Annotated in this window: 20 protein-coding genes; 15 read left to right on the plus strand and 5 right to left on the minus strand. The window is 64.5% G+C overall.

Annotation, left to right across the window (positions count from 1 at the left end; genetic code table 11):
* Positions 1 to 136 precede the first annotated feature (136 nt).
* The 8 genes from NKJ40_RS06805 to lpxK all read left to right on the plus strand — a co-directional run bounded on the left by NKJ40_RS06805 (position 137) and on the right by lpxK (position 8,635).
* Positions 137 to 1,525, plus strand: coding sequence for an aminotransferase-like domain-containing protein (locus NKJ40_RS06805; RefSeq protein ID WP_352465431.1), 1,389 nt, complete (start codon positions 137 to 139; stop codon positions 1,523 to 1,525).
* A gap of 9 nt (positions 1,526 to 1,534) precedes the next feature.
* Entirely contained in the window at positions 1,535 to 2,785 is a 1,251-nt protein-coding gene (locus tag NKJ40_RS06810; RefSeq protein ID WP_352465432.1) for an NAD(P)/FAD-dependent oxidoreductase, read from the plus strand.
* Positions 2,786 to 3,038: 253 nt separating this feature from the next.
* On the plus strand, positions 3,039 to 4,382 hold the full coding sequence (locus NKJ40_RS06815; RefSeq protein ID WP_352465433.1) for a TldD/PmbA family protein: 1,344 nt from the start codon (positions 3,039 to 3,041) through the stop codon (positions 4,380 to 4,382).
* Positions 4,369 to 5,175, plus strand: coding sequence for a 3'(2'),5'-bisphosphate nucleotidase CysQ (locus NKJ40_RS06820; RefSeq protein ID WP_352465434.1), 807 nt, complete (start codon positions 4,369 to 4,371; stop codon positions 5,173 to 5,175). Before NKJ40_RS06815 ends, NKJ40_RS06820 begins: the two co-directional genes overlap by 14 nt.
* A 74-nt stretch (positions 5,176 to 5,249) precedes the next feature.
* The gene (locus NKJ40_RS06825) at positions 5,250 to 5,495 is read left to right on the plus strand and encodes a DUF4170 domain-containing protein (RefSeq protein ID WP_023717165.1); all 246 of its coding nucleotides are present in this window, start codon (positions 5,250 to 5,252) and stop codon (positions 5,493 to 5,495) included.
* Between the two features lie 5 nt (positions 5,496 to 5,500).
* Positions 5,501 to 6,280 carry a lysophospholipid acyltransferase family protein gene (locus tag NKJ40_RS06830; RefSeq protein WP_352465435.1) on the plus strand — a complete coding sequence of 260 codons (780 nt, stop codon included), beginning with the start codon at positions 5,501 to 5,503 and terminating at the stop codon, positions 6,278 to 6,280.
* Positions 6,277 to 7,593 carry a lipid IV(A) 3-deoxy-D-manno-octulosonic acid transferase gene (gene waaA, locus NKJ40_RS06835; protein ID WP_352465436.1) on the plus strand — a complete coding sequence of 439 codons (1,317 nt, stop codon included), beginning with the start codon at positions 6,277 to 6,279 and terminating at the stop codon, positions 7,591 to 7,593. Before NKJ40_RS06830 ends, waaA begins: the two co-directional genes overlap by 4 nt.
* Before the next feature lies 1 nt (position 7,594).
* On the plus strand, positions 7,595 to 8,635 hold the full coding sequence (lpxK, locus tag NKJ40_RS06840; protein WP_352465437.1) for a tetraacyldisaccharide 4'-kinase: 1,041 nt from the start codon (positions 7,595 to 7,597) through the stop codon (positions 8,633 to 8,635).
* Positions 8,636 to 8,881: 246 nt separating this feature from the next.
* Here lpxK and NKJ40_RS06845 read toward each other — a convergent pair whose 3' ends face one another.
* Together NKJ40_RS06845 and NKJ40_RS06850 are read right to left on the minus strand one after the other, a co-directional pair.
* Positions 8,882 to 9,115: a DUF2093 domain-containing protein gene (locus NKJ40_RS06845; RefSeq protein ID WP_031193470.1), complete on the minus strand. Its 234-nt coding sequence runs from the start codon at positions 9,113 to 9,115 to the stop codon at positions 8,882 to 8,884.
* A 230-nt stretch (positions 9,116 to 9,345) separates the two neighbouring features.
* Complete coding sequence (locus NKJ40_RS06850; RefSeq protein WP_352465438.1) at positions 9,346 to 10,272, minus strand: LysR substrate-binding domain-containing protein; 927 nt, start codon at positions 10,270 to 10,272, stop codon at positions 9,346 to 9,348.
* 90 nt (positions 10,273 to 10,362) lie between these two features.
* Between NKJ40_RS06850 and NKJ40_RS06855 the strand changes: the two genes are divergently transcribed.
* Positions 10,363 to 11,256: a DMT family transporter gene (locus tag NKJ40_RS06855; RefSeq protein WP_352465439.1), complete on the plus strand. Its 894-nt coding sequence runs from the start codon at positions 10,363 to 10,365 to the stop codon at positions 11,254 to 11,256.
* Positions 11,257 to 11,463: 207 nt separating this feature from the next.
* Here the strand turns inward: NKJ40_RS06855 and mutL are convergent, their stop codons facing one another.
* On the minus strand, positions 11,464 to 13,314 hold the full coding sequence (mutL, locus tag NKJ40_RS06860; RefSeq protein WP_352465440.1) for a DNA mismatch repair endonuclease MutL: 1,851 nt from the start codon (positions 13,312 to 13,314) through the stop codon (positions 11,464 to 11,466).
* 79 nt (positions 13,315 to 13,393) lie between these two features.
* A complete protein-coding gene (locus NKJ40_RS06865) occupies positions 13,394 to 14,296 on the minus strand; it encodes a LysR family transcriptional regulator (RefSeq protein ID WP_352465441.1) in 903 nt (300 codons plus the stop codon).
* A 103-nt stretch (positions 14,297 to 14,399) separates the two neighbouring features.
* Between NKJ40_RS06865 and NKJ40_RS06870 the strand changes: the two genes are divergently transcribed.
* Positions 14,400 to 15,389: a zinc-dependent alcohol dehydrogenase family protein gene (locus tag NKJ40_RS06870; protein WP_352465442.1), complete on the plus strand. Its 990-nt coding sequence runs from the start codon at positions 14,400 to 14,402 to the stop codon at positions 15,387 to 15,389.
* A gap of 17 nt (positions 15,390 to 15,406) precedes the next feature.
* Here the strand turns inward: NKJ40_RS06870 and NKJ40_RS06875 are convergent, their stop codons facing one another.
* Complete coding sequence (locus tag NKJ40_RS06875) at positions 15,407 to 16,309, minus strand: LysR substrate-binding domain-containing protein (protein ID WP_352465443.1); 903 nt, start codon at positions 16,307 to 16,309, stop codon at positions 15,407 to 15,409.
* A gap of 92 nt (positions 16,310 to 16,401) precedes the next feature.
* On the opposite strand from NKJ40_RS06875, the gene NKJ40_RS06880 reads away from it, so the two are divergent.
* The 5 genes from NKJ40_RS06880 to NKJ40_RS06900 all read left to right on the plus strand — a co-directional run bounded on the left by NKJ40_RS06880 (position 16,402) and on the right by NKJ40_RS06900 (position 21,971).
* A complete protein-coding gene (locus NKJ40_RS06880) occupies positions 16,402 to 17,952 on the plus strand; it encodes a trimethylamine methyltransferase family protein (protein ID WP_352465444.1) in 1,551 nt (516 codons plus the stop codon).
* 41 nt (positions 17,953 to 17,993) lie between these two features.
* Entirely contained in the window at positions 17,994 to 19,643 is a 1,650-nt protein-coding gene (locus NKJ40_RS06885; RefSeq protein WP_352465445.1) for an ABC transporter substrate-binding protein, read from the plus strand.
* Positions 19,644 to 19,748: 105 nt separating this feature from the next.
* Positions 19,749 to 20,228 (plus strand): DUF3828 domain-containing protein, encoded by a 480-nt coding sequence (locus NKJ40_RS06890; RefSeq protein WP_292656262.1) that lies wholly within the window; start codon positions 19,749 to 19,751, stop codon positions 20,226 to 20,228.
* 4 nt (positions 20,229 to 20,232) lie between these two features.
* The gene (locus tag NKJ40_RS06895) at positions 20,233 to 20,775 is read left to right on the plus strand and encodes a hypothetical protein (protein WP_352465446.1); all 543 of its coding nucleotides are present in this window, start codon (positions 20,233 to 20,235) and stop codon (positions 20,773 to 20,775) included.
* Positions 20,776 to 20,786: 11 nt separating this feature from the next.
* The gene (locus NKJ40_RS06900) at positions 20,787 to 21,971 is read left to right on the plus strand and encodes a mandelate racemase/muconate lactonizing enzyme family protein (protein WP_352465447.1); all 1,185 of its coding nucleotides are present in this window, start codon (positions 20,787 to 20,789) and stop codon (positions 21,969 to 21,971) included.
* Positions 21,972 to 21,979: the final 8 nt, after the last annotated feature.

A 21,979-nucleotide genomic window follows, 5' to 3' on the forward strand; every position in this document is an offset into this window, starting at 1 on the left:
CTTTGTTCGGGATTGTGTGAGATTTTTCAGCCGGATTTTGGAAATATGTACCGGACAAGTGCTATTGTCCGGAGCATTGTCTTATGCTAGATGCGCCGGTAGCCAGAGCGTCAACACACCGAATCCGCCAATCCGCATGCTTCAGGACCTGCAACTCGCCTCGGATGAAGGCCCGGTCTACCGGCGCCTTGCCGACGCTATTGCCGAACGGATCACGGCCGGCACACTTGCGGTTGGAGACCGGCTGCCGCCGCAGCGCGAGATCGCCCGCGCACTGGGCATCAATGTCACCACGGTGACGCGCGCACTGTCGACGCTGCAGCAGCGCGGCCTGCTCGAAGCGCGGCCCGGACGCGGCACAACGGTGGCTGCACGCAACGGCGGCGAAAGGCCAGGTTTCGTGTCGGCGCCGAGCGACGACACCGGCGTAATCGACCTCTCCGTCAACAGACCTGCGACCTCGGCCTATCTCGACGCGCTCGGGCTGCTGCTGCCGCGCCTGTCGAAGGACCGGCACTATGCCACGCTTCAGGACTATCATCCGCCGGAGGGGCCGCTTTGGGCGAGGACGGCAATCGCCGAGTGGATGCGACCGGTGGCGGGGGAAGGCGATCCCGGCCGCGTGGTGCTGGCGGCGGGCGCCCAGCATGGGCTGGATTGCGTGCTTGGCGCGGTGACCAGGCAGGGCGAGGTCGTGCTCGCCGACGAAGTGACCTATCAGGGCATCAACGCGCTGTGCCGGGTGCATGGGCTCGACCTCAGAGGCGTCGCGATGGACCGTGGCGGCATGCGGGCCGACGCGTTCGACGCGGCCTGCGCGCAGCTCCGCCCACGCGCGGTCTTCCTGGTGCCGACCCTGCACAACCCGACGACCATCACACTATCCGAGGAGCGCCGGCACGAGCTGGTAGCTGTCGCCCGCCGCCACAACGTCCTCATCATCGAAGATGACGTCTACCGCCCCCTGGCAGACAATCCCCCCCCATCGCTTGCCAGCCTCGAGTCCGAATTGACGGTTCACGTCGGCGCCTTGTCGAAATGCCTTGCCCCAGGGCTGCGCCTCGGTTTTGTGATCGCGCCACGCGCCATAGCCGGCCAGGTCGCAGCGGCGTTGCGCATCAACTGCTGGAGCATCAGTCCCTTGACGGCGCTGATCGGCGCGCGGCTGATAGAAGAGGGCCTGGCGGCGCGCATCATAGAAACGCAGAAGCAGGAGCTTCGCCAGCGCCAGGCCATCCTCACCGAAATCCTCGGCCGCTACGATGTCCAGAACCACCCCACTTCGACGCATGCCTGGCTGCGCCTTCCGGAGCCGTGGCGGGGCGCGGGTTTCGCTCGCACCTGCCTGGAACGTGGCGTTGCCGTGCTCCCGGGTGATGCCTTCGCGGTTGGGCGCGAGCCGGTACAGCACGGCGTGCGCATCAATGTCGGCGCCGCGCGCTCGCTCGACGATCTGCGCACGGCCCTGAACTCGATGGCCGAATTGCTATCGGCCGGCCATCTGCAATTGCCTGGCTTCGTCTAGGATCTAATGATGGCAGCGTCGGAAACGGTCGAAATCGCCATTGTCGGTGCCGGCGTTGTCGGACTTGCGACGGCACTCCGGGTCGCAGTTGAGGGTCGCGAAGTCCTGCTCATCGACCCCAATGAGCCGGGCTCCGGCGCCTCCTTCGGCAATGCCGGAACGATTGCCGAATATGCCTGCATGCCGGTCGGCAATCCGGCTGTGCTGCGCGCGCTGCCAAAGCTGCTTCTCGATCCCGAAAGCCCTTTTTCCTTGCGCTGGCCGGCGCTGTTGCAGCTTGCGCCATGGCTGGTTCAATTCGTGCGGCAGTCGCTTCCGGCGGCCACCCGAGCCAATGCGCTGGCGCTCGCCGGGCTTCTGGCTGAGGCCCTGCCGGCTTGGGAGGAGATGGCGAAGGAGTCTGACATGGCAGACCTGCTGCGCCGCAACGGCTGTCTCTACCTGTATCGTCGCGACAGCGATTTCGCCAAGGCCGCCGGGGGCAGGGCGCTGCGCGCCGGGTTTGGCGTCCATCAAGAGGTTCTGACGCCTGAAAAGATCGCCGCGCTGGAGCCTGGCTTGCCCGCGACCGGGGCCAGCGGTCTGTACTTCCCGGACTCGATGAATGTCACCGATCCCAAGACGCTCATGCGGCGGCTGCTCGATGCCGCGACCGACCGCGGCGTTTCGGTAGCGCAGGCTGAGATAACCGGACTGCGGGTCGAGGCGGACGGTGTCAGGCTCAGCGGTTCCGGCTTTCGGGTCAAGGCGAACACGGTGGTCATCGCCGCGGGCGCGCAATCGCGGGCGTTGGCCATGCAGGCCGGCGACAGGATCCCGCTCGAAACCGAACGCGGTTATCATCTCGAATTCCCGACCGAAGCGCCTCTGCTCCATCGTCCGGTCTGCCCTGTCGATCTCGGCTTCTACATGACGCCGATGAACGGCCGGCTGCGTGTCGCCGGAACTGTCGAGCTCGGCGGGCTTGCAGCGCCGGCAAGTGCGCGCCGGCTGGCGCTGCTCGATCGCGGTGTCAGGCAGTTCTTTCCACAACTCGGCCAGCCTTCATCTGAATGGCTCGGGTTCCGGCCGTCGCTGCCGGATTCCCGCCCGGTCATCGGCCCGTCGCGCGGCAGCTCCAGGGTGATCCATGCTTTCGGTCACGGCCACCTCGGCCTGACACTCGCGCCGATCACTGCACGCCTGGTTGCCGAGCTGATCAGTGGTCGCGGCGATCCAGCGCGTGTCGCGACGTTTTCGGCTGATCGCTTCCACGCCTGATCAATCGAACATTTCGCCTTCGGGTTGAGATCAGGAGTCTGTTTCCGATCAGGCCGGCGTAGGTGCAAAATCAAAAGATCTAAGCCGTCCTTTGTTCGTCCAGAAGGACGCACCAGCTCTAGATCGGTCGCGCCGACCTGGGGCTAGATGCCTCCTGATTGTCCGCTTCTCCCATTGCAGAAGCCGCATCGGGACAATAGATGGTGCAGCAGCGGCTGCCCTTCAGCCGGCCGCCAATAACGGGATTATGCGCATGACCGATACGCTTGACGCAGCGAAACTGACCGACCGCGTCGCGGCCCTGGTCGAGGCTGCCAAACGGGCCGGCGCCGATGCCGCCGATGCGGTTGCGGTGCGCGGCCGTTCGACCGGCGTGTCGGTGCGGCTCGGCAAGGTCGAAGGCACCGAAGCGTCCGAGAGCGAGGACGTCTCGCTGCGCGTCTTTGTCGGCAAACGGGTGGCGAGTGTTTCGGCAACGGCGGCATCCGATCCCAATATGCTGGCCGAGCGCGCCGTCGCCATGGCCAAGGTGTCGCCCGAGGATCCCTATCAGGGGCTCGCCGATCCGGTCCTGCTGGTCAAGAAGCCGCGCGACCTTGATCTGTTCGATGCCACGGAGGTATCGGCGGACCAATTGAAGGAAGCAGCCCTTGCCGCCGAAGCGGCGGCGCTTGCGGTCAAGGGCGTCACCAATTCGGCCGGCAGCGGTGCCAGTGCCGGGCTCGGCGGGCTGGTGCTCGCCACTTCGCACGGCTTCGTCGGCCATTACGTCGCCTCGCGTTTTTCGCGCTCGACCAGCGTGATCGCCGGCGAGGGCACCGGCATGGAGCGCGATTACGAATTCTCCTCGCGCCAGCACTTTTCCGATCTCGACGCGCCGGAAGACATCGGCCGCAAGGCCGGTGAGCGCGCTGTCCGCCGCATTGGCGCGCGGAAGGCTGCGACCGGGCCGGTTGACGTGGTGTTCGATCCGCGCGTCGCGCGCGGCATTGCCGGCCATCTCGCCGGTGCCATCAATGGCGCCGCGGTGGCGCGCAAGACCAGCTTTCTGCGCGACATGATGGGCAAGAAGGTGGCTTCGGCCGCAATCACCGTCACCGACGAGCCGCTCCGGCGCCGTGGACAGGCGTCGCGCCCGTTCGACGGCGAAGGCGTCGAGGGCGAAAAACTGTTCATGGTTGACAAGGGCGTGCTCAACCACTGGTTCCTGTCGACTTCGGCGGCTCGGGAACTCGGTCTCGTCACCAATGGGCGCGGCTCGCGCCGCGGCTCGTCGGTCTCGCCATCGTCGACCAATCTCGCGATCGAGCCCGGGGAAAATACGCCGGAAGAGCTGATCAAGTCGCTCAAGACCGGCTTCTACGTCACCGAAGTGTTCGGCCAGGGCGTCGACATGGTGACGGGCGAATATAGCCGCGGCGCGTCCGGCTTCTGGATCGAAAACGGCGAGCTGGCCTATCCCGTTGCCGAGGTGACCATCGCTTCCAATTTGAAAACGATGTTCCTCAACATGGTTCCGGCGAGCGATCTCGACCGCAATTTCGGCACCGCCGCGCCCACGCTTTTGATCGAAGGAATGACCCTTGCCGGAGCTTGATCCGGCCGTCTCGGCCGGCGCAACTGAAGACCTGCAGTTGCTGCGCGACGCTGCCCGCGAGGCGGGGCTCATCGCCATGCAGTACTTCAACAACAATCCGCAGGTGTGGATGAAGGGCGGCACCTCGCCGGTCAGCGAAGCCGATCACGCCGCCGACAAATATCTGCGCGAGACCTTGCTGGCGGCCCGGCCGGATTATGGCTGGCTGTCGGAGGAAACCGTCGACGACCCGGTAAGGCTTGTCGCGCGCCGCACCTTCGTCGTCGATCCGATCGACGGCACGCGTGGCTTCCTCGAAGGGCTGCCCACATGGTGCGTCAGCGTCGCGGTGGTCGAGAACGGCCGAACGCTCGCCGGCGTGCTCGACTGCCCGGCGAAAGGCGAAATCTATTGGGCACTGCCGGGTGAGGGCGCGTTCCTGAACGGCAAGCGCATCAGCGTGCGTCCGCCGGCGGAAACGGCCGAAATCGCCGGACCGAAGGCGATGATCGACCTGATGCCGGCGAAATGGCATAAGCGGCTGAGGCGGGTGCCCTATATTCCTTCGCTCGCCTACCGGCTGGCGATAATCGCCGGCGGCCAGCTCGACGCCACCTTCGTCAAGGCCAACGCGCATGACTGGGACATCGCCGCGGCCGATCTCATCCTGCGCGAGGCAGGCGGCGCCTTGCTCGATCGGCATGGCCGCGCGCCGCTCTATGCCGGCGAAGTGATCCGTCACGGACCGCTCGCCGCCGGCAGCGGCGAACTCCTCACCGTGCTCGCCGGCGTCATCGCCGGGCTGGACAATTGACCACTATCAATAGTTCCAAAGTCGGCGGCTTTGGTCTAGACCTGTCCCAAACTCACGATATGTGAAGGATCGACATGGCCGCTGAAGACGGAAAGAAACAGCTTTTGCACCTGGTGTTCGGCGGCGAACTCAAGAAGCTGGGCGGCACCGAATTCCGCGACCTCGACGCGCTCGATGTTGTCGGCATCTATCCGGACTACCAATCGGCGCACGCCGTCTGGAAGGCCAAGGCGCAAGCCAGCGTCGACAATGCCCATATGCGTTACTTCGTCGTTCACCTGCACCGCCTGCTCGATCCCGAAAACAAGGCTGCCGGTTGACATCGATGAACCATGAAGCGGTCAAGCGATCGGCCCCGCGGTCGGCGGTCAGACGTCGCAAGCCGAAGACGTTCTGGCGCAAGATCCGCGAACCGCTGGCGCAGTCGCGATTCGTCAAGAATGCGCTTGCCGCTCTGTTTGCGTATTTCGTCCGCCTTGTCCGCCTGACCAACCGCATGGTCGACGGATCGGCGAAGTTTTCCGGCGGCGCCTATGCGCAGCTCGAGCCCGGAATTATCGCGCTCTGGCACGGCCAGCATCTGCTGACCCCGGCCTATTATCCCAAGGGACGGCCGCTGGTTGCCATGGTGTCGCGCAGCGCCGATGCCGAGCTCAACGCGCTGATGGTCGAGAAATTCGGCATCGAGGCGGTGCGTGGCTCTGGCGGGCGCGAAAGCGCAAGGCATCTCGACAAGGGCGGCGCCAAGGCGCTCATCGCCCTCAAAAAGTCGCTCGCCACCGGCAAGAATGTCGCCATGATTGCTGATATTCCTCACGGCACGCCGCGCGATGCAGGGCTCGGTGTCGTCCTTCTGGCGCGGCTGTCCGGCCGGCCGATCCTGCCTGCCGCGATAGCCACGAGCCGCCGCAAGGTGATCGAGGGCAGCTGGGATAAGACGACGATCAACCTGCCCTTCGGCCGCTCCTCGATTGTCGTCGGCACGCCTGTCTTCGTGCCGGCCAACGCCGACGCCGCGGAAATGGAACGCAAGCGCCAGGAGGTTACGGCCTCGCTCAATGCCGCGACCGCCGAGGCCTATCGCCTTGTGGACGGTCCGAAATGAGTATGCGCTGGGCGCGCGCCTTCCTGACGGCGTACCGTTTCGCCGGGGCCGCTGCCTACCCGCTGGTCGGAACTTACGTCGCCTGGCGCACGTCCAGAGGCAAGGAGGACCGCATTCGCCGGCGCGAGCGCTACGGCGTCGCCGGACGCGAGCGGCCCGAGGGCCCGGTGATCTGGATCCATGCAGCCAGCGTCGGCGAGACCATCGCCGTCGTGCCGCTGGTCGAGAGCATTCTCGATTACGGCGTCAACATCGTGCTGACGACAGGCACCGTCACCTCGGCGCAGGTCGCCGAAGAACGGCTGGGCGACCGCATCATCCACCAATATGTGCCGCTCGACCTCAAGCCGGCGGTCAGCCGCTTCCTCGACCATTGGCGGCCGGACCTGGCGATCATCGCCGAATCGGAGATCTGGCCGATGACCATCCTGGAACTCGGCGCCCGCCGCGTGCCGCAGGTCCTGGTCAACGGCAGGCTGTCCGACCGCTCCTTCAAATCCTGGAAGAAGCGCGCTAACATCGCGGAAGCCTTGTTCGAAAATCTCGCCCATGTCGTCGCCCAGTCGGATATCGATGGCGAGCGCTTCCTTTCGCTCGGCGCCAGGCCGGTCACCGTGTCCGGCAATCTCAAGGTCGACACCGCGCCGCCGCCGGCCGACGAACGGGCACTGGCGGCGCTGAAGCGCCAGATCGGCGGCCGCCCGACCTGGGCGGCGATATCGACCCATGACGGCGAAGAGGCGGTCGCCGCCGAAGTTCACGCCATGCTGCACAAGCGCCACCACGGGCTTTTGACGATCATCGTGCCGCGCCATCCCGATCGCGCCGGGCAGCTGGCCGCGCAGATTTCCGGCATGGGCCTGAAGCTGGCGCAGCGCAGCAAGGGCGACAGGATCACCGCCGACACCGATATTCTGCTCGGCGACACGATCGGCGAGATGGGGCTTTATCTGAGGCTGACGGAAATCGCCTTTGTCGGCCGTTCGCTGACTTCCGAGGGCGGCCAGAACCCGCTGGAACCGGCGATGCTGGAGACAGCGGTGCTTGCCGGTCGCAACGTCCAGAATTTTCGCGAGGCCTATCAGCGCCTGCTCGACAGTGGCGGCGCCAAGCTGGTGCGCGACCGCGATATGCTGGCCGGCGCCGTCAATTTCCTTTTGACCAACGAGGCGGCCCGCCATGAGATGATGGCGGCGGGTGCGGCGACCGTCGACGAGATGCGCGGTGCGCTGGCACATACGCTCAGGTCGCTCGAGCCCTATATCCAGCCGCTGGTCGTCAAGTCGCGCCTGAAGGGCGCGAACGGGCGCTGACGTGACCTCGGAAGCGCCACCCTTCTGGTGGGAAGAGCCGGACTGGCGGGTCATGGCGCTGTCGCCGCTCTCCGCCATCTATGCGCTCGTCGCCGGTCGCCGCATGCGGCACGCGCCGCGCGAAAAAGTCGAGGCGCCGGTGCTCTGCGTCGGCAACCTCACCGTCGGCGGCACCGGCAAGACGCCGGTGGCGATCGCATTGGCCGAGCAGGCCCGGCGCATGCAGCTCAATCCGGGTTTTTTGTCGCGCGGCCATGGTGGCTCCTTCGCGCAGCCGCATATCGTCGACCCGCACCACGACGCCGCCAAGCATGTCGGCGACGAGCCGCTGCTTCTGGCCGAACACGCGCCGGTCGCGGTGACGCCGAACCGGGCCGCCGGCGCCAGGCTTCTGCTGGAGAAGCTCGGCTGCGATTTCCTGATCATGGATGACGGTTTTCAGAGCGCGCGCATCCACATCGACTATGCGCTCGTCGTCGTCGACGCGCGCCATGGCATCGGCAATGGCCGCGTCATCCCCGGCGGGCCGCTGCGGGCAAACATCGTCGACCAACTGGTCTTCACCAGCGCCTTGCTGAAGATGGGCGAGGGCATCGCGGCCGACACTGTCGTGCGCCAGGCAGCGCGCGCCGGCAGGCCGATCTTCGAGGCGCATACTGCGCCGAGCAGCAAGGTGACGCTGGCCGGCAGGCGGTTCCTGGCGTTCGCCGGCATTGGCCATCCCGACAGGTTTTTCGACACCGTAAGGGAGGCCGGCGGCGAGCTTGCGCTGACCCGACCATTTCCTGACCATCATTTCTACAGTGCGGACGAGCTGGCCGAATTGGCGGCGACGGCACGTAAAGCCGGGCTTGGCCTCATTACCACCGCCAAGGACGCTGCCCGCCTGCGTCACGGCGCAGCCCCGCCGGAATTCCTCGACCGGCTTGACGTGCTGGAGATCGACACCGTCTTCGAGCTCGACCATGTGCCGCAACGTATTATCGACGAGACGCTGGATGCCTGGCGGCAGCGCCGGCTGAGGGGCTCACTAGCCAGCTGAGCACCAAGCCGATGCGGGGACTGGAATTTGCATCTTTCCGCCGGTCGAGCGTATTTTGTTCTTGTTTTGTGCCGGCAGCTATGCTACTAATATCGGTATGGTGATGATTCACCGACGACCCGCCCTCGAGCCCCGAGGCGGGTTTTTTATTTCAAGATAACCTTTCAGGGTTCGGTGTTGTCGGCCTGACGCAGCGGCAGAGCGGGCGCGAAGGATCGCAACGGGGCGGCTTCCATTTGCGCCAGACTAGCGTCGGCGGCGCAGTTCCGGATGCGCTTCGATCTCGCGGCGCAGCGAGGCGGCGGCATTCAGATAGGGTTCCTGCCTGGCGACACTCCAGTATTTGAGCTCGTCGAGCGGGATGCTCTCGCCGGTCACCGCGCAGCGCACGAAGGCGCCGGGGCTGGTCACCTGGAAGTCGCCATCGAGATAGCGGATGCGGGCTTCCTTGCCGCCGGGGCCTTCGAAACGGTTCATCATAGGGTGGTGCCGAAATTCATGACGATGTCATCGCCACAAATTGCGGCGAGGTCAAGCTTGGTTGGCCTTGCCTGGTTCTGTTTCTGGTGACACTTGCTCGAACAAGCCGGCAAAGCGGATGCCAATGCATGTCGCGCAAAAGTGTGCAGCGGTTTTACTCGACACGCATAAACACAAGAACCTGAAGCACATCGCATGAGGCCGGTCGAACGCGACGCGCCTTAGGCATCTCATTCTTCGGCGATGACAAACTCTTCGATCTTCTCCGCTGGCAGCCCGGCCTGGACCGCGATGCGCCGGGCGAGTTCGGCGGCAGCAGTGCGCGGGCGCCCCAGCGGCCGGTCGAGCCAGTAGGATATCGGGCTCAGCGCACTGCGCTCGTCTACGGCGACGATGCGGCCCGACTTCAATTGGTCCACCGTCAATGGCGGACGCGCCAGCGCAATGCCGAGCCCGTGCGCGGCGGCGTCGAGCACGAGGTTGTAATCCTCGAAACGGCGGTCGTGCGGCCGCGGCCGATAGTCCATCTCCTGCGCCGCAAACCAGGCGCGCCACGCCGAAGCGTCGGAATCGTTGATCACCGGATAGTTGAGCAGCCGGGCAGGATCGCCGCGGCCGATCTCCCTGGCCAATTCCGGCGAGGCGACCGGGAACACATATTCTTCGAAAAGCTGCACCGAGATCCGGCCCGGAATGCGACCGCGCCCGCAGCGGATCGACAGGTCGATGCCCTCGTCAGCAAGATCGCCCTGGCGGATGTCGACATCGAGCACGATACGCAGCTTGGACGGGTGGTTCTCCAGCGCCGCCATGCGCGGCATCAACCACAGCCCGCTGACCGAGGGGATCGAGGTCAGCCGCACCACCGCCGTGCCGCGCGGCTCGACCCAGCGATCCGAATTGCTGGCGATCAGGGCGAAGGCTTCCGTGGTGCGCAGATGCAGGCGATTGCCCTCGACGGTCAGCGAGACGCCGCGCGCGCCGCGATCGAAGACTTTTAGCCCGAGCCAGCCCTCGAGCTTGGCGATCTGCCGGCTGACGGCGCCATGGGTGATGTTGAGCTTCTCGGCCGCCGCCGAAAAGCTGCCGGTGCGTGCCGCGGCGTCGAAGGCGCGCAGCGTTTCAAGCGGCAGCATCGAGTCTGAGCTGTGATCCATAGTCACAGGTGATCCTCGATTTGTTCGTTTGTCAACCGGCCCACAATAGCGTTTCTCTACTTCATGGCATTGGATCGCGAGGACACCGAGATGAGCGCTTACACCGGCACGTTGAATACGACACAGCGCATGGATGCCACGGCGGCCATCGCGGTGGCGCTGACGGTGATCGGCTGGGCCTCCGCCTTTCCGGCGATCCGCGCCGGCCTTGCCGCCTTCGGGCCGCTGGAACTCGGCGCGCTGCGCTTTGCCATCGCCGCGGTTCCGGCGGCGATCTTCCTCGCGGTCAAGCGGCCGGCGCTGCCCAGGCTTGACGAACTCTGGCGCTTTGTCTTCGGTGGTGCCGTCTTCGTCGCGCTCTACACGGTGATGCTCAATTTCGGCGAACTGACCGTTTCGGCCGGTGCGGCCGGCTTCATCATCAATGTCAGCCCGATCTTCACCGCCATCATGGCCATGGCGCTGCTCGGCGAACGCTTCTCAGGCCTGGCCTGGGCCGGCACATTCCTGTCCTTCGCCGGAATCGGCATCATCGCCATGGGCGAGGGGCAAGGGCTGCATTTCAACAGCGGTGCGCTGCTTGTCCTCGGCTCGGCGCTGTGCTCGGCCGTCAACACCATCGTTCAGAAGCCGCTGTTTGGTCGCCATCACCCGCTGACGATCTCGGCCTCGAACATGGTGCTTGGCGCGCTCTGCCTGTCGCCGTTCCTGCCGAGCGGTCTGGCGCAGGCGGCGGTCGCCGATACGGCCGGGCTCGGCGCGGTCATCTTTCTCGGCATCATACCCAGCCTGATTGCCTATGCCGCCTGGGCAACAGCGCTTTCCCGGCTGCCCGCCGCGCGCGCCTCGAACTTCCTTTATCTGGTGTCGCCGGTGGCGACGCTGATCGGCTTCTTCTGGCTGGGCGAGGTGCCGACGCTGCTCGGCATAATCGGCGGCGCACTGGCGCTGGGCGGCGTCATCGTGGTGAATTTGAAGAGGTGATTCAGAGGGTTGGGGCTGTCTCTTGACTCGAAAAGAGCCGCTATGCAGCGGCTCTTTTCGTACCCCCACCCCGCTGCTTCGCAGCGACCCTCCCCACAAGGGGGAAGGTAAGCTCCTCGCGAGACGTCGGCGGCTAGGCTCCCTACCTCCCCCTTGTGGGGAGGTCGGACCGAAGGTCCGGGTGGGGGCCTGCGCCCTGCGAGTTCCTTATCGCCGCCCGAACAACCGCTCGATATCGGCAAGCTTGAGTTCGATATAGGTCGGGCGGCCGTGATTGCAGGTGCCGGAGCCCGGCGTTGCCTCCATCTGGCGCAGCAGCGCGTTCATCTCTTCCGGTTTGAGCAGGCGGCCGGAACGTACCGAGCCGTGGCAGGCCATGGTCGCGGCTATTTTGTCCAGCCGCTCCTTCAGCGTGTCGAGCGTGTCGTTGTCGGCGATCTCGTCGGCGAGGTCGCGCACTAACTGCTGGACGTTGGTCTCGCCGAGCATCGACGGCGTCTCGCGCACCGCGACGGCGCCGGGGCCGAAGCGCTCGATGCCGAGGCCGAAGCGGGCCAGCGTCTCGGAATGCGTGGCGAGCCGCTCGGCATCCTCTTCCGGCAGGTCGACAATCTCCGGCAGCAGCAGCATCTGCGACGGCACCGCGCGTGAGTGGAGGGCGTTCTTCAAGGCCTCGTAGACCAGCCGCTCATGCGCCGCATGCTGGTCGACGATGACAAGCGAATCCCTGGTCTGGGCGACGATATAGTTCTCGTGCACTTGCGCGCGCGCCGCGCCCAGCGCCGTGCCGAGCAGCGTCTCCGCCGCTTCGTTTTGCCCGGCCCGCGCATCGGCGCTGTGCAGCGGTCCGGCGTCGAAGGCCGCCTGCTCGTCCTCGCCGAACCCGCCGCCCATATCGAGCGGCCGCTGTGGCGAGCGGCCAGGATCGAACCCGGCAAAGCCGGAGGCCCGGTAAGCGGCCTCGTAGCTACGATGACCGTTGGCCGGGCCGCCATGCGCATAGGATGCCGCGCCTGGCCGGAACGCTGCCATCATGCCGGCGGCCCCGGTGGTGGCGGCGCGGATGCCGGCATTGGCCAGCGCTTCGCGGATGGCGCCGACGATCAGCCCGCGCACCAGCCCCGGGTCGCGGAAGCGCACGTCTGCCTTGGCCGGATGGACATTGACGTCTACGATCGCCGGGTCGAGCGTCAGGAACAGCACGGTGACCGCGTGGCGGTCGCGCGGCAGCACGTCGGCGAAAGCGCCGCGAATGGAGCCGGCGATCAGTTTGTCACGCACCGGGCGGCCGTTGACATAGGCGTATTGCTGCAGCGCGTTGGCGCGGGTGAAGGAGGGGACCGAGACATGGCCGGCGAGATGCACGCCGTCCCGCACCGCGTCGATGGCGATCGCATTGTCGGGAAAGTCGGCGCCCATCACCTGCGCCACCCGGCGCAGCCGGCCTTCCGGGCTGTCGTCGGTCGCCGGCAGTTCCAGCGTCGAGCGGTCCGGGCCGGCCAGCGTGAAGCGCACGGCGGGGAAGGCAATGGCGATGCGCTTGACCACATCGCCGATGGCCGAGCTTTCGGCGCGCTCGCCCTTCATGAATTTGAGCCTTGCGGGCGTGGCGAAGAACAGGTCGCGCACCTCGACCGTGGTGCCGCGATTGGCCGCCGCCGGCCTGACGGCGGAGACGCGGCCGCCGTCGATGCCGATCTCGGCGGCGTTTTCACTGGACGCGGTGCGCGAGCGGATCGACAGCCGCGCCACCGAGCCGATCGACGGCAAGGCCTCGCCGCGGAAGCCGAGCGAGCGGATGTCGTGAATGTTGTCGGCGAGCTTCGAGGTGCAATGGCGCGCGATCGCCAGCGCCAGTTCCTTTTCTGGAATGCCCGAGCCGTCGTCGCTGACCCGGATCAGGTTCAGCCCGCCACCGGCGGTGACGATCTCGATGCGCGTCGCGCCGGCGTCGAGTGCATTCTCGACCAGTTCCTTGACCACGCTTGCCGGACGCTCGATGACTTCGCCGGCGGCGATCTGGTTGATCATCGTTTCGGAAAGCTGGCGGATGGGCATGGGGCACTATAGGCGGATTCGTGGCCGATGCGGGAGGGCGGAATTGAGGAAATCCGCGCAGCTGACCGCGACCGTGCCTTCAACTCATGAGCTTGGGCAGCGCTGCCGCCAGTGCGTCGACGGCAAGGCGGACTTTCATCGGCAGATGTGGCGTCTGCAACCACAGCGCATGGACATCATAGAGAAACTTCGGCTGTTCCGGCAACAGCGGGACAAGTACACCCGCCTGAATGCGCTCGCGAACCAGCCAGTATGGCAACCAGGCGAGCCCCATGCCGGCGGCCGCGGCATCGGCGATGGCATCGAGATCGTCGAGCCATAATCTGCCGACGGGCTTAACCTCCATCGCGGGCTGGCCGTTGCGCGGAAACAGCCACGGCTGAACGGCACGCCCGGAACGGCGGTATATGATCGCATGATGGCTGCCGAGGTCATCTATCTGCTGCGGCTGGCCGTGCCTGTCGAGATAGGGCGGCGACGCGCAGACGACCATGTGCTGGCGCGCGATGCGACGCGCTATCACCCCGGTCTGGTCCTCCAGATCGCCCGTGCGGACAGCGAAGTCGCAGCCATCCTCGGCGAGGTCGGCGATGGCATCGCTGAACGATAGGTCAAGTTCCAGCGCGGGATATTGCTGCGCAAGCCCGAACAGGATCGGGGCAACGCAGCGCCGGCCGAAATGCATCGGCATGAGGACACGCAGCTTTCCGCGCGGCTCGGCAAGCTGGTCGGCCGCCAACGCATCCGCGGCCTCCGCTTCAGCAAGCACCAGCCGGCAGCGTTCATAATAGGCGCGCCCGAAATCCGTCAGGCTTTGGCGGCGCGTGGTCCGGTTGATGAGGCGCACGCCCAGGCGCTCCTCGAGAAACCGGACATGCTTGCCGACCATCGGCCCAGACAGATCGAGAGCGGCCGCCGCGGCTGCGAACGAGCCCAGGTCGACGGCTTTGACGAACACGGCCATGCTAGTAAGGCGATCCATATTCAAAACCCACAGTTTCTGCTGATCTACTCAAACGGCTATTTATCCGCCTGATCGCCGCTGGCATAGCACATTCAGTTCAAATATTTTGGAGTCGTGACCGATGGCACGTGTCGTTCGTTTTTATGAGCTGGGTGGTCCCGAGGTTCTGCGCATCGAGAATGTCGACATGTCCGCGCCTGGGCGGGGCGAGGTCCAGATCCGTGTCAAGGCGTTGGGCCTCAACCGGGCCGAGGCGCTGCTGCGTTCAGGCAGATATATCCAGACCGCGCCGTTGCCTTCCGGTCTTGGGCTCGAGGCGGCGGGTATCGTCGAGATGGTCGGTGAAGGCGTGGACGGGTTTGCGCCGGGCGATGCCGTCAGCGTGGTGCCGCCATTGTCGATGGCCCGCTGGCCTGCCTATGGTGAGATTGCCACATATCCCGCCGAGCTCGTCGTCAAGCATCCACCATCGCTGAGTTGGGAAGAAGCCGCCGCAGCATGGATGCAATATCTCACGGCCTGCGGTGCGCTGATCGACATTGCCAACCTCCAAAGCGAGGACTTTGTTGTCATTACCGCGGCCTCGAGCAGCGTCGGACTTGCGGCGATCCAGATCGCCAACATGATTGGCGCGACCCCGATCGCGGTCACACGGACATCTGCCAAGAAGCGGGCTCTGCTTGAGTTCGGCGCGACCCACGTCATCGCCTCGGCAGAGGAGCATCTGGAAGCCAGGCTGAAGGAAATCGCCGGCCCGGACGGCGTGCGCGTGGTGTTCGACGCCGTCGGCGGGCCGATCTTCGAGCCTCTGACGGCAGCGATGGCTCCGGGTGGCATTCTCATCGAATATGGCGGCTTGAGCCTCGACCCGACACCTTTTCCGCTACCTGCAGTGCTGGCAAAGACACTGACGCTGCGCGGTTATCTCGTCCACGAGATCATCCGCGATCCGGTCCGGCTGCAGGCCGCCAAGACGTTCATCCTTGATGGATTGATCTCGGGTTCGCTGAAGCCGGCAATCGCCAGAACCTTTCCCTTCGACCAGATCGTCGAGGCGCACCGTTATCTCGAATCCAACGAACAATTCGGCAAGATCGTCGTGACGGTGTGACCGGTCACCGTGGGATCTCATGCCTGCGCCGCCAGCCAGTCCCGCACCTTGCGGGCGTTCTCGCTGAGCTCGCGGTTTTTCGACCAGATGACATGAAAGCCCTTGCCGGTCGTCATCGTGTGGCCGGTGATGCGCACCAGCAGCCCCGATGCCAGCAGCCGCTCGGCGAGGTGACCCCAGCCGAGCGCGATACCTTGCCCCTCCATGACTGCCTGGATCACCAGCGCATAGTCGTTGATGCGTAGACCCCGTCCGGCATCGGCGATATCGACACCGGCCGAGGCGAACCATTCGTCCCAGCTGGCGGCCTCGCGAAACGGCTCTTCGAGATGGATGAGGCGGTGCGATTGAAGGTCCGCGACGCTTTCCGGCAGCCCGAATCGCGCCACGTAGCTCGCGCCGGCAACTGGGAATATCACTTCATCGGCCAGCGGCAGCGAATGATAATCCGGCCATTCCCTGGGCTCGCCGCCGCGGACACCGAGCGGGATATCCTCGGCGATGATGTCGAGATCGCGGTCGGCGGTCTGGATGCGCAGGTCGATGCCCGGCAGTTCGTCGCGAAACTGCTGCAGGCGCGGCATCATCCAGAATGAGGCGAAGGCGGTCGAGGCGGCGAGCGTCACATGAGCGCCGACGGCGATCTGGCGCAGGTCTTCCGCCGACTTGCGGATGTGCGACAGGCCGAGCGAGACGTCGGCATGGAAGCGGTCGCCGGCCTCGGTAAGGCTGACTTGCCGGTGGCGGCGCTGGAAGAGTTTCGCGCCGAGCTGCTCTTCGAGCCCACGGATCGCATAGGAAACGGCAGCCTGCGTCATGCCGAGCTCGCGCCCGGCGGCGGTAAAGCTCGACAGCCGCCCGGCGGCCTCGAAGACGATCAGGCTGCCGGCCGACGGCAGTAGGTGGCGTAAGTTTCGCATAAGCTGAGCTTATACAAGAGATCAGGATTTTCCAGCGTCACAGCTGCATTTTGTCTGGCTAGATTGGTCACCAACAGGAATATGGAGCCTCCATGAACGCACCGGCCGTTGAAGTGAGCGAACACACCAATCGTCGCGCGGGTGGCCGCCTGGGGCGCAAGGCGCTGCGGGGAGCTCCCGTAGCGTCATTTCCGACCCTGGTTCGCAAGATTCCGGTGTATCAGATGGTCCCGGACGAGGCGGTGGAGCTCATCCACCAGGAGTCGCTCTCCATCCTCGAAGAGGTGGGATGCGAGTTCCGCGACGACGAGGCGATCGCAATGTGGAAGGCGGCGGGCGCCGATGTCTCGGAGACAAGGGTCCGCATCGACCGCGCCCTGCTGATGGACCTCGTATCGAAGGTCCCGTCGGAGTTCACGCTCAATGCGAGGAATCCCCAGCGTTCCGTACGTGTGGGTGGAAACAACTCCATCTTCGTGCCGATGTACGGGGCGCCTTACGTGCGCGACCTCGACAACAACAGGCGCTACGGCACACTCGCCGACCTCAACAATTTCCACAAGCTCGCCTATATGGCGCCGGCGCTGCATTCGTCGAGCTCGATCATTTGCGAGCCGATGGAAATCGCGGTGCCGAAGCGTCACCTCCACATCATCCATTCGGCGCTGAAGCACTCCGACAAGCCGTTCATGGGCATCGTGACCTCCAAGGATCGAGCCGAAGACACGATGGCGATGGCAGGTATCGTGTTCGGCGAGGACTATGTCCGCGACAACCCAGTCCTGGTGGCCATCACCAACTGCAATTCGCCGCTGGTCTGGGATGCCACCATGCTGGACGCGATGAAAGTCTATGCGCGCCACAACCAGCCGCTGATCCTCGCGCCCTTCGCCCTTTGCGGCGCCTCGACTTCGGCCTCTGCCGTGGGTGCGGTCGCGCAGGTCAATGCCGAAGCGCTGGCGGGCGTCGCGTTCACACAGCTATTGCGTCCGGGTTCGCCGCAGATCTACGGACAGTTCATGGTGACGGTCGACATGAAGACCGGCGCTCCCATGGGCGGCACGCCGGAGGCGGCCCAGATGATGTATCTCATGGGCGCGCTGGCGCGGAAGTATCGGCTGCCGTGGCGCACGTCCGGCTTCCATGTCGGCTCGAAGCTGAACGACGCCCAGGCGGGCTACGAGGCGAACATGCTGATGCATGCGGCCATCCTTGCCGGCGCCAACTACATCTGGCACTCCGCCGGTTGGCTCGAGGCCGGCCTGACCTGCGGCTATTCGAAATTTGCGACTGACTGCGAGCAGCTTGTCGGCTGGTACAAATATGCTGGCGGGCTGCCATTCGACGATTTCAAGGAGGCTATGGCGGCGATCCGCGAGGTCGGACCGCAGGGCCATTTCCTTGGCACCCAGCACACGCTCGAACATTTCGAGTCCGCCTTCTTCATACCGAGCATCATGGACTTCAATTCGTTCGAACAGTGGAAGGCGGAAGGAGCAAAGGACCACGACACCCGCGGCCGCGAGAAAGCGCGCAACATGCTCGCCGACTACGAGGAGCCGAAGCTCGATGAGGGCATCGCCGATGGTCTCAAAGATTTGATTGCGCGGCGCGAGGAGAAACTGCCGGACAGCGTTAGTTGATAACGGGCGAAGACCCGATGGGAACCATAACGGAGGAAAAAATGTCACTCTTCAGAAGCAACGGTGATCGCGTACCGAGCGCCATCGAAGCGATGGCCAGCGAGGCTCGTGCAGGTCGTGTGGATCGGCGCGAGTTTCTGGCTCTGGCAAGCGCCTTCGGCGCATCGACGGCCTTTGCCTACGGCATGATCGGCCTTGCCGTGCCGCAGCGGGCTTTGGCTGAAGAGCCGAAGAAAGGCGGCACGCTGCACGTTTCGATGTCGGTGAAGGCACAAAAGGATCCGCGCACTTACGACTGGGTAGAGATGGCAAACATCACCCGCAGCTGGCTCGAACCGCTTGTTCGCTACACGCGTCAGTTCACATTCGAGCCGGTTCTGCTCGAAAGCTGGGACGTCAATGACGATGCCACCGAATACGTGCTGCATGTGCGCAAGGGCATAACCTGGAACAACGGCGATGCTTTCAGCGCCGATGATGTGGCCTATAATCTGACGCGCTGGTGCGAAAAGGCTGCCGCCGGCAACTCCATGGCCGCGCGCGTTGGTGCGCTGATCGATGCAAAGACCGGCAAGGCCAGGGAAGGGGCGATCACCAAGGTCGACGACAACACGGTGAAGCTGAAGCTGAACGAACCGGACATCTCGCTGATCCCGAACTTCACCGACTATCCGGCGCTCGTGGTCCATCGCAACTTCGACGCCGATGGCGCCAATCCGATCGAGAAGCCGATTGGCACCGGGCCGTTCGAACTGGTGTCCTATGCGGTCGGCCAGAAAGCGGTCGTCAAGCGCCGTGAGACTGGCAAGTGGTGGGGCGGTGAAGCGCTTCTCGACGGCGTCGAATTCATCGACTACGGAACCGATTTCAACGCCTCGATAAATGCATTCGACTCCGGCGAAATCGATCTCAACTTCGAGACGCCGGCCGACTTCATAGACATTCTCGACAAGATGGGGCTGGTCAAATCGGAGGTCGCGACAGCGACCACGCTCGTCGCCCGGACCAACATCACGAACAAGCCCTATGACGACAAGCGGGTTCGCAACGCCCTGCAGATGGCCGTCGACAACCAGGCGGTGCTCGAACTTGGCTATGCCGGGCGAGGCACTGTTGGTGAAAACCACCACGTCAGCCCGATTCATCCGGAATACTATGCGCTGCCCAAGAAGACACGCGACGCCGCGGGGGCCAGGAAGCTGATGGCGGAGGCCGGGCAGGCCGACTTCGAGCATGAACTGATCACCGTCGAGGACGATTGGCAAAAGAACACCGGCGACGCTATTGCCGGCCAGTTGCGCGATGCCGGGATCAAGGTGAAGCGCACCGTGCTGCCGGGTTCGACCTTCTGGAACGACTGGACGAAATACCCCTATTCGATGACCATCTGGTACATGCGCCCGCTTGGCGTCCAGGTGCTGGCGCTCGGCTATCGCACCGGCGAGGCCTGGAACGAAACCGGCTACTCGAACCCTGATTTCGATGCCAAGCTCAAGCAGGCTCTCTCGCTGATCGACGTCGAGAAGCGCCGCGAGGTCATGAAGGACATCGAGCAGATCCTGCAGGATTCGGGCGTCATCATTCAGCCGTTTTGGCAGAAGCTGTTCAGCCACATGAACGAGAAGGTGAAGAACTACGGTGTCCACCAAACCTTCGAGATGGATCTCCAGAACGTCTGGCTGAACGCCTGAGGTGCCGGCAGAGGACGCGTTGCAGGATTTCATGGACCGCAAGAAAGCCGACGGGCAAGATGCGTGGTACTGATGGCTTCCGTCAGTGAACAATCGGGGACACGCATGAAACTGCCACTTTTTGTTGCCGCGCTTTCGATGGCCTTGCCGGCGGCCGCGTTTGCCGGCCCTGCTGCCAACGCCGTGAAGTTCTTCTATGTCCCGTCGGTCAAATTCGAGGCCGATGCGCAATATCGCGACCGCTTCACCGCGCCAGTCACGAAACTGTTCGAACTGAACGACAATGCGGCAAAGAACCATCCGGATGAAGTTCCCTGCATCGACTTCGCCCCTGGTCTCGATGCGCAGGACTATGACGAGAAGACCGTGGCCAAGACGCTGACCCTGGCTGAAACGCTCAATGGCGACAGCGCCGAGGTGACGGCGACGTTCAACCTTTTCCCAGAAGGCGATGATTCCAAACGCGAAATGGTCTGGTCGTTGAAAAAGGTCGACGGCCAGTGGAAGATCGCCGACATCACCTCGAAGACCAGCGGCTGGACGCTGAGTGCCCTCGAATGCCTGGCCGGGCAGCCCCCGGAGTGATGCCGTGCTCCGCTGCCGTCCCTGGGTTCTGGCGACTGCGTGGCTGCTGGCTGGATTGAGCAGCGTCGCCGCTCAGGGCTTGTTGGGCGCTCCAGCCGACAGTGCGGCACCTCCGCCGGCAGTTTTGCCGCCGGCAGAAAACGCGCCGGCCGCACCCGTGCAGCCGGGCTCGCCGACGGCGGTGGTGAAGCCGTTCTACGAGCATGCCGGGCTCGAGGTCGATCCGGCTCAGCGGGGCCATTTCACCGACCCGGCAAAGTCGGTGCTCGACAAGAGCGACGCGCTGCGGAAGTCGGGGCAGGGCGAGTGCCTCGATCCCAACATGGCGCTCGACAATGCCGAATACGACAAGGCGGAGATCGACAAGAGCCTGAAGACCATCGAAGCGGTCAACGGCGACGAGGCCAAGGTCGTCGTCGCCTTCGTCGTCTCCGGCGGTCCGCACCGGCTGGAATGGAAGTTCAAAAAGGTCGACGGCGACTGGAAAATATCGGACCTGCTCTCGGTGACCGGCGAATGGGCGCTAAGCCAATACCAGTGTGAGTGAGAACGGAACCGATGAAGATCAGCAACATCCGCGTCACCCACGTCAACGTCCCGCTCGATGCTCCGTTCTGGTGGACGGCTGGTCTCTACGGCGGCGCCTCGAAATCGATCGTCGAGGTCGAGACGGACGAAGGCGTGGTCGGACTGGGCGAGGCGCCATGGTGGCATTTCGGCGAGGTGATCAAGGCCGAGATCGCGCCGGCGCTGATTGGCGCCGATCCGCTCGACATCGCCGACTGCGAGGCGCGCTGTGTGCCGCCCTGGCAGATCACCGCCAACACCGGCGAGAACGCAGCCGCGGTGGCGTTCGGCGCCGTCGAACTGGCGCTGTGGGATATAAGAGGCAAGGTCTTCGGCATGCCGCTCTATAAGCTGCTCGGCGGCGCGGTGCGCAAGGACATTCCGTTTTCGGAATATTTCGCCTTTCGCCCCGCTCAAGGCGGAGCCGGCGGCGAGATGACCGCCGAAGCGATCGTCGACTACTGTCTCGGCATGCGAGAACAGCACGGCTCGACGATCTTCGAGGGCAAGCTGATCATGGGCGATCCCGAGCTCGAGATCAGGACAGTGCGCATGCTGCGCGAGGCGCTTGGCGACAAGGCGCAGATCAAACTCGATTCCAACATGCAGTGGTCGCTGACCACAGCGCGCTGGGTACTGCGCGAGATCGAGCCGTTCAACATCCGCAATTACGAGGATCCGGTCGCGACCTTCGAGGAGATGGCAGCGCTGCGCCAGCATTCGCGCATTCCGTTCTCCACGCACATCCCGGATCTCAGACGGGCAGTCGCGCTCGGTGCGCCGGATTACTTCGTCTGCAATTTCGCAGCACTCGGCGGATTGTCGAAAACTCTGAAATTCATCGCCGCCTGTGAGGCGATGGGCAAGGGGTTCTGGTGCTATTCGAACGATCTCGGCATCATGACATCGGCTTATCTGCACGTCGTGGCGGCGACACCGTGGATCACCGAAGCATCGCAGTCGCTGTTTCGCTGGCAGATCGGCGATGTCATCAAGGACGGTCCTTTCCGCCAGACGGGCAATACGGTGCGCGTGCCGGAGGGTGACGGGCTGGGCGTCGAACTCGATCCGGCTGCGATGAAGCGCTGGGCGGGCCACTTCGCCGAACACGGGCCGATGGGCCATTTCAGCGACCCGAACAATCCCGGCCGCTACCGGCGGCTCCCGCTCAACTGATGCAACGT

The sequence above is a fragment of the Mesorhizobium sp. M0119 genome (assembly GCF_040322615.1).
Lineage (GTDB): Bacteria > Pseudomonadota > Alphaproteobacteria > Rhizobiales > Rhizobiaceae > Mesorhizobium.

Bases quoted from the DNA above. Each gene is read 5' to 3' on its own strand.
- waaA (WP_352465436.1), top strand. From the start codon at position 6,277: ATGAGTATGCGCTGGGCGCGCGCCTTCCTGACGGCGTACCGTTTCGCC.
- NKJ40_RS06880 (WP_352465444.1), top strand. From the start codon at position 16,402: ATGAACGCACCGGCCGTTGAAGTGAGCGAACACACCAATCGTCGCGCG.
- NKJ40_RS06815 (WP_352465433.1), top strand. From the start codon at position 3,039: ATGACCGATACGCTTGACGCAGCGAAACTGACCGACCGCGTCGCGGCC.
- mutL (WP_352465440.1), bottom strand. From the start codon at position 13,314: ATGCCCATCCGCCAGCTTTCCGAAACGATGATCAACCAGATCGCCGCC.
- NKJ40_RS06870 (WP_352465442.1), top strand. From the start codon at position 14,400: ATGGCACGTGTCGTTCGTTTTTATGAGCTGGGTGGTCCCGAGGTTCTG.
- NKJ40_RS06900 (WP_352465447.1), top strand. From the start codon at position 20,787: ATGAAGATCAGCAACATCCGCGTCACCCACGTCAACGTCCCGCTCGAT.
- NKJ40_RS06850 (WP_352465438.1), bottom strand. From the start codon at position 10,272: ATGGATCACAGCTCAGACTCGATGCTGCCGCTTGAAACGCTGCGCGCC.
- NKJ40_RS06875 (WP_352465443.1), bottom strand. From the start codon at position 16,309: ATGCGAAACTTACGCCACCTACTGCCGTCGGCCGGCAGCCTGATCGTC.
- NKJ40_RS06825 (WP_023717165.1), top strand. From the start codon at position 5,250: ATGGCCGCTGAAGACGGAAAGAAACAGCTTTTGCACCTGGTGTTCGGC.
- NKJ40_RS06890 (WP_292656262.1), top strand. From the start codon at position 19,749: ATGAAACTGCCACTTTTTGTTGCCGCGCTTTCGATGGCCTTGCCGGCG.
- NKJ40_RS06810 (WP_352465432.1), top strand. From the start codon at position 1,535: ATGGCAGCGTCGGAAACGGTCGAAATCGCCATTGTCGGTGCCGGCGTT.
- NKJ40_RS06855 (WP_352465439.1), top strand. From the start codon at position 10,363: ATGAGCGCTTACACCGGCACGTTGAATACGACACAGCGCATGGATGCC.
- NKJ40_RS06805 (WP_352465431.1), top strand. From the start codon at position 137: ATGCTTCAGGACCTGCAACTCGCCTCGGATGAAGGCCCGGTCTACCGG.
- NKJ40_RS06865 (WP_352465441.1), bottom strand. From the start codon at position 14,296: ATGGATCGCCTTACTAGCATGGCCGTGTTCGTCAAAGCCGTCGACCTG.
- NKJ40_RS06845 (WP_031193470.1), bottom strand. From the start codon at position 9,115: ATGATGAACCGTTTCGAAGGCCCCGGCGGCAAGGAAGCCCGCATCCGC.
- NKJ40_RS06885 (WP_352465445.1), top strand. From the start codon at position 17,994: ATGTCACTCTTCAGAAGCAACGGTGATCGCGTACCGAGCGCCATCGAA.
- NKJ40_RS06830 (WP_352465435.1), top strand. From the start codon at position 5,501: ATGAACCATGAAGCGGTCAAGCGATCGGCCCCGCGGTCGGCGGTCAGA.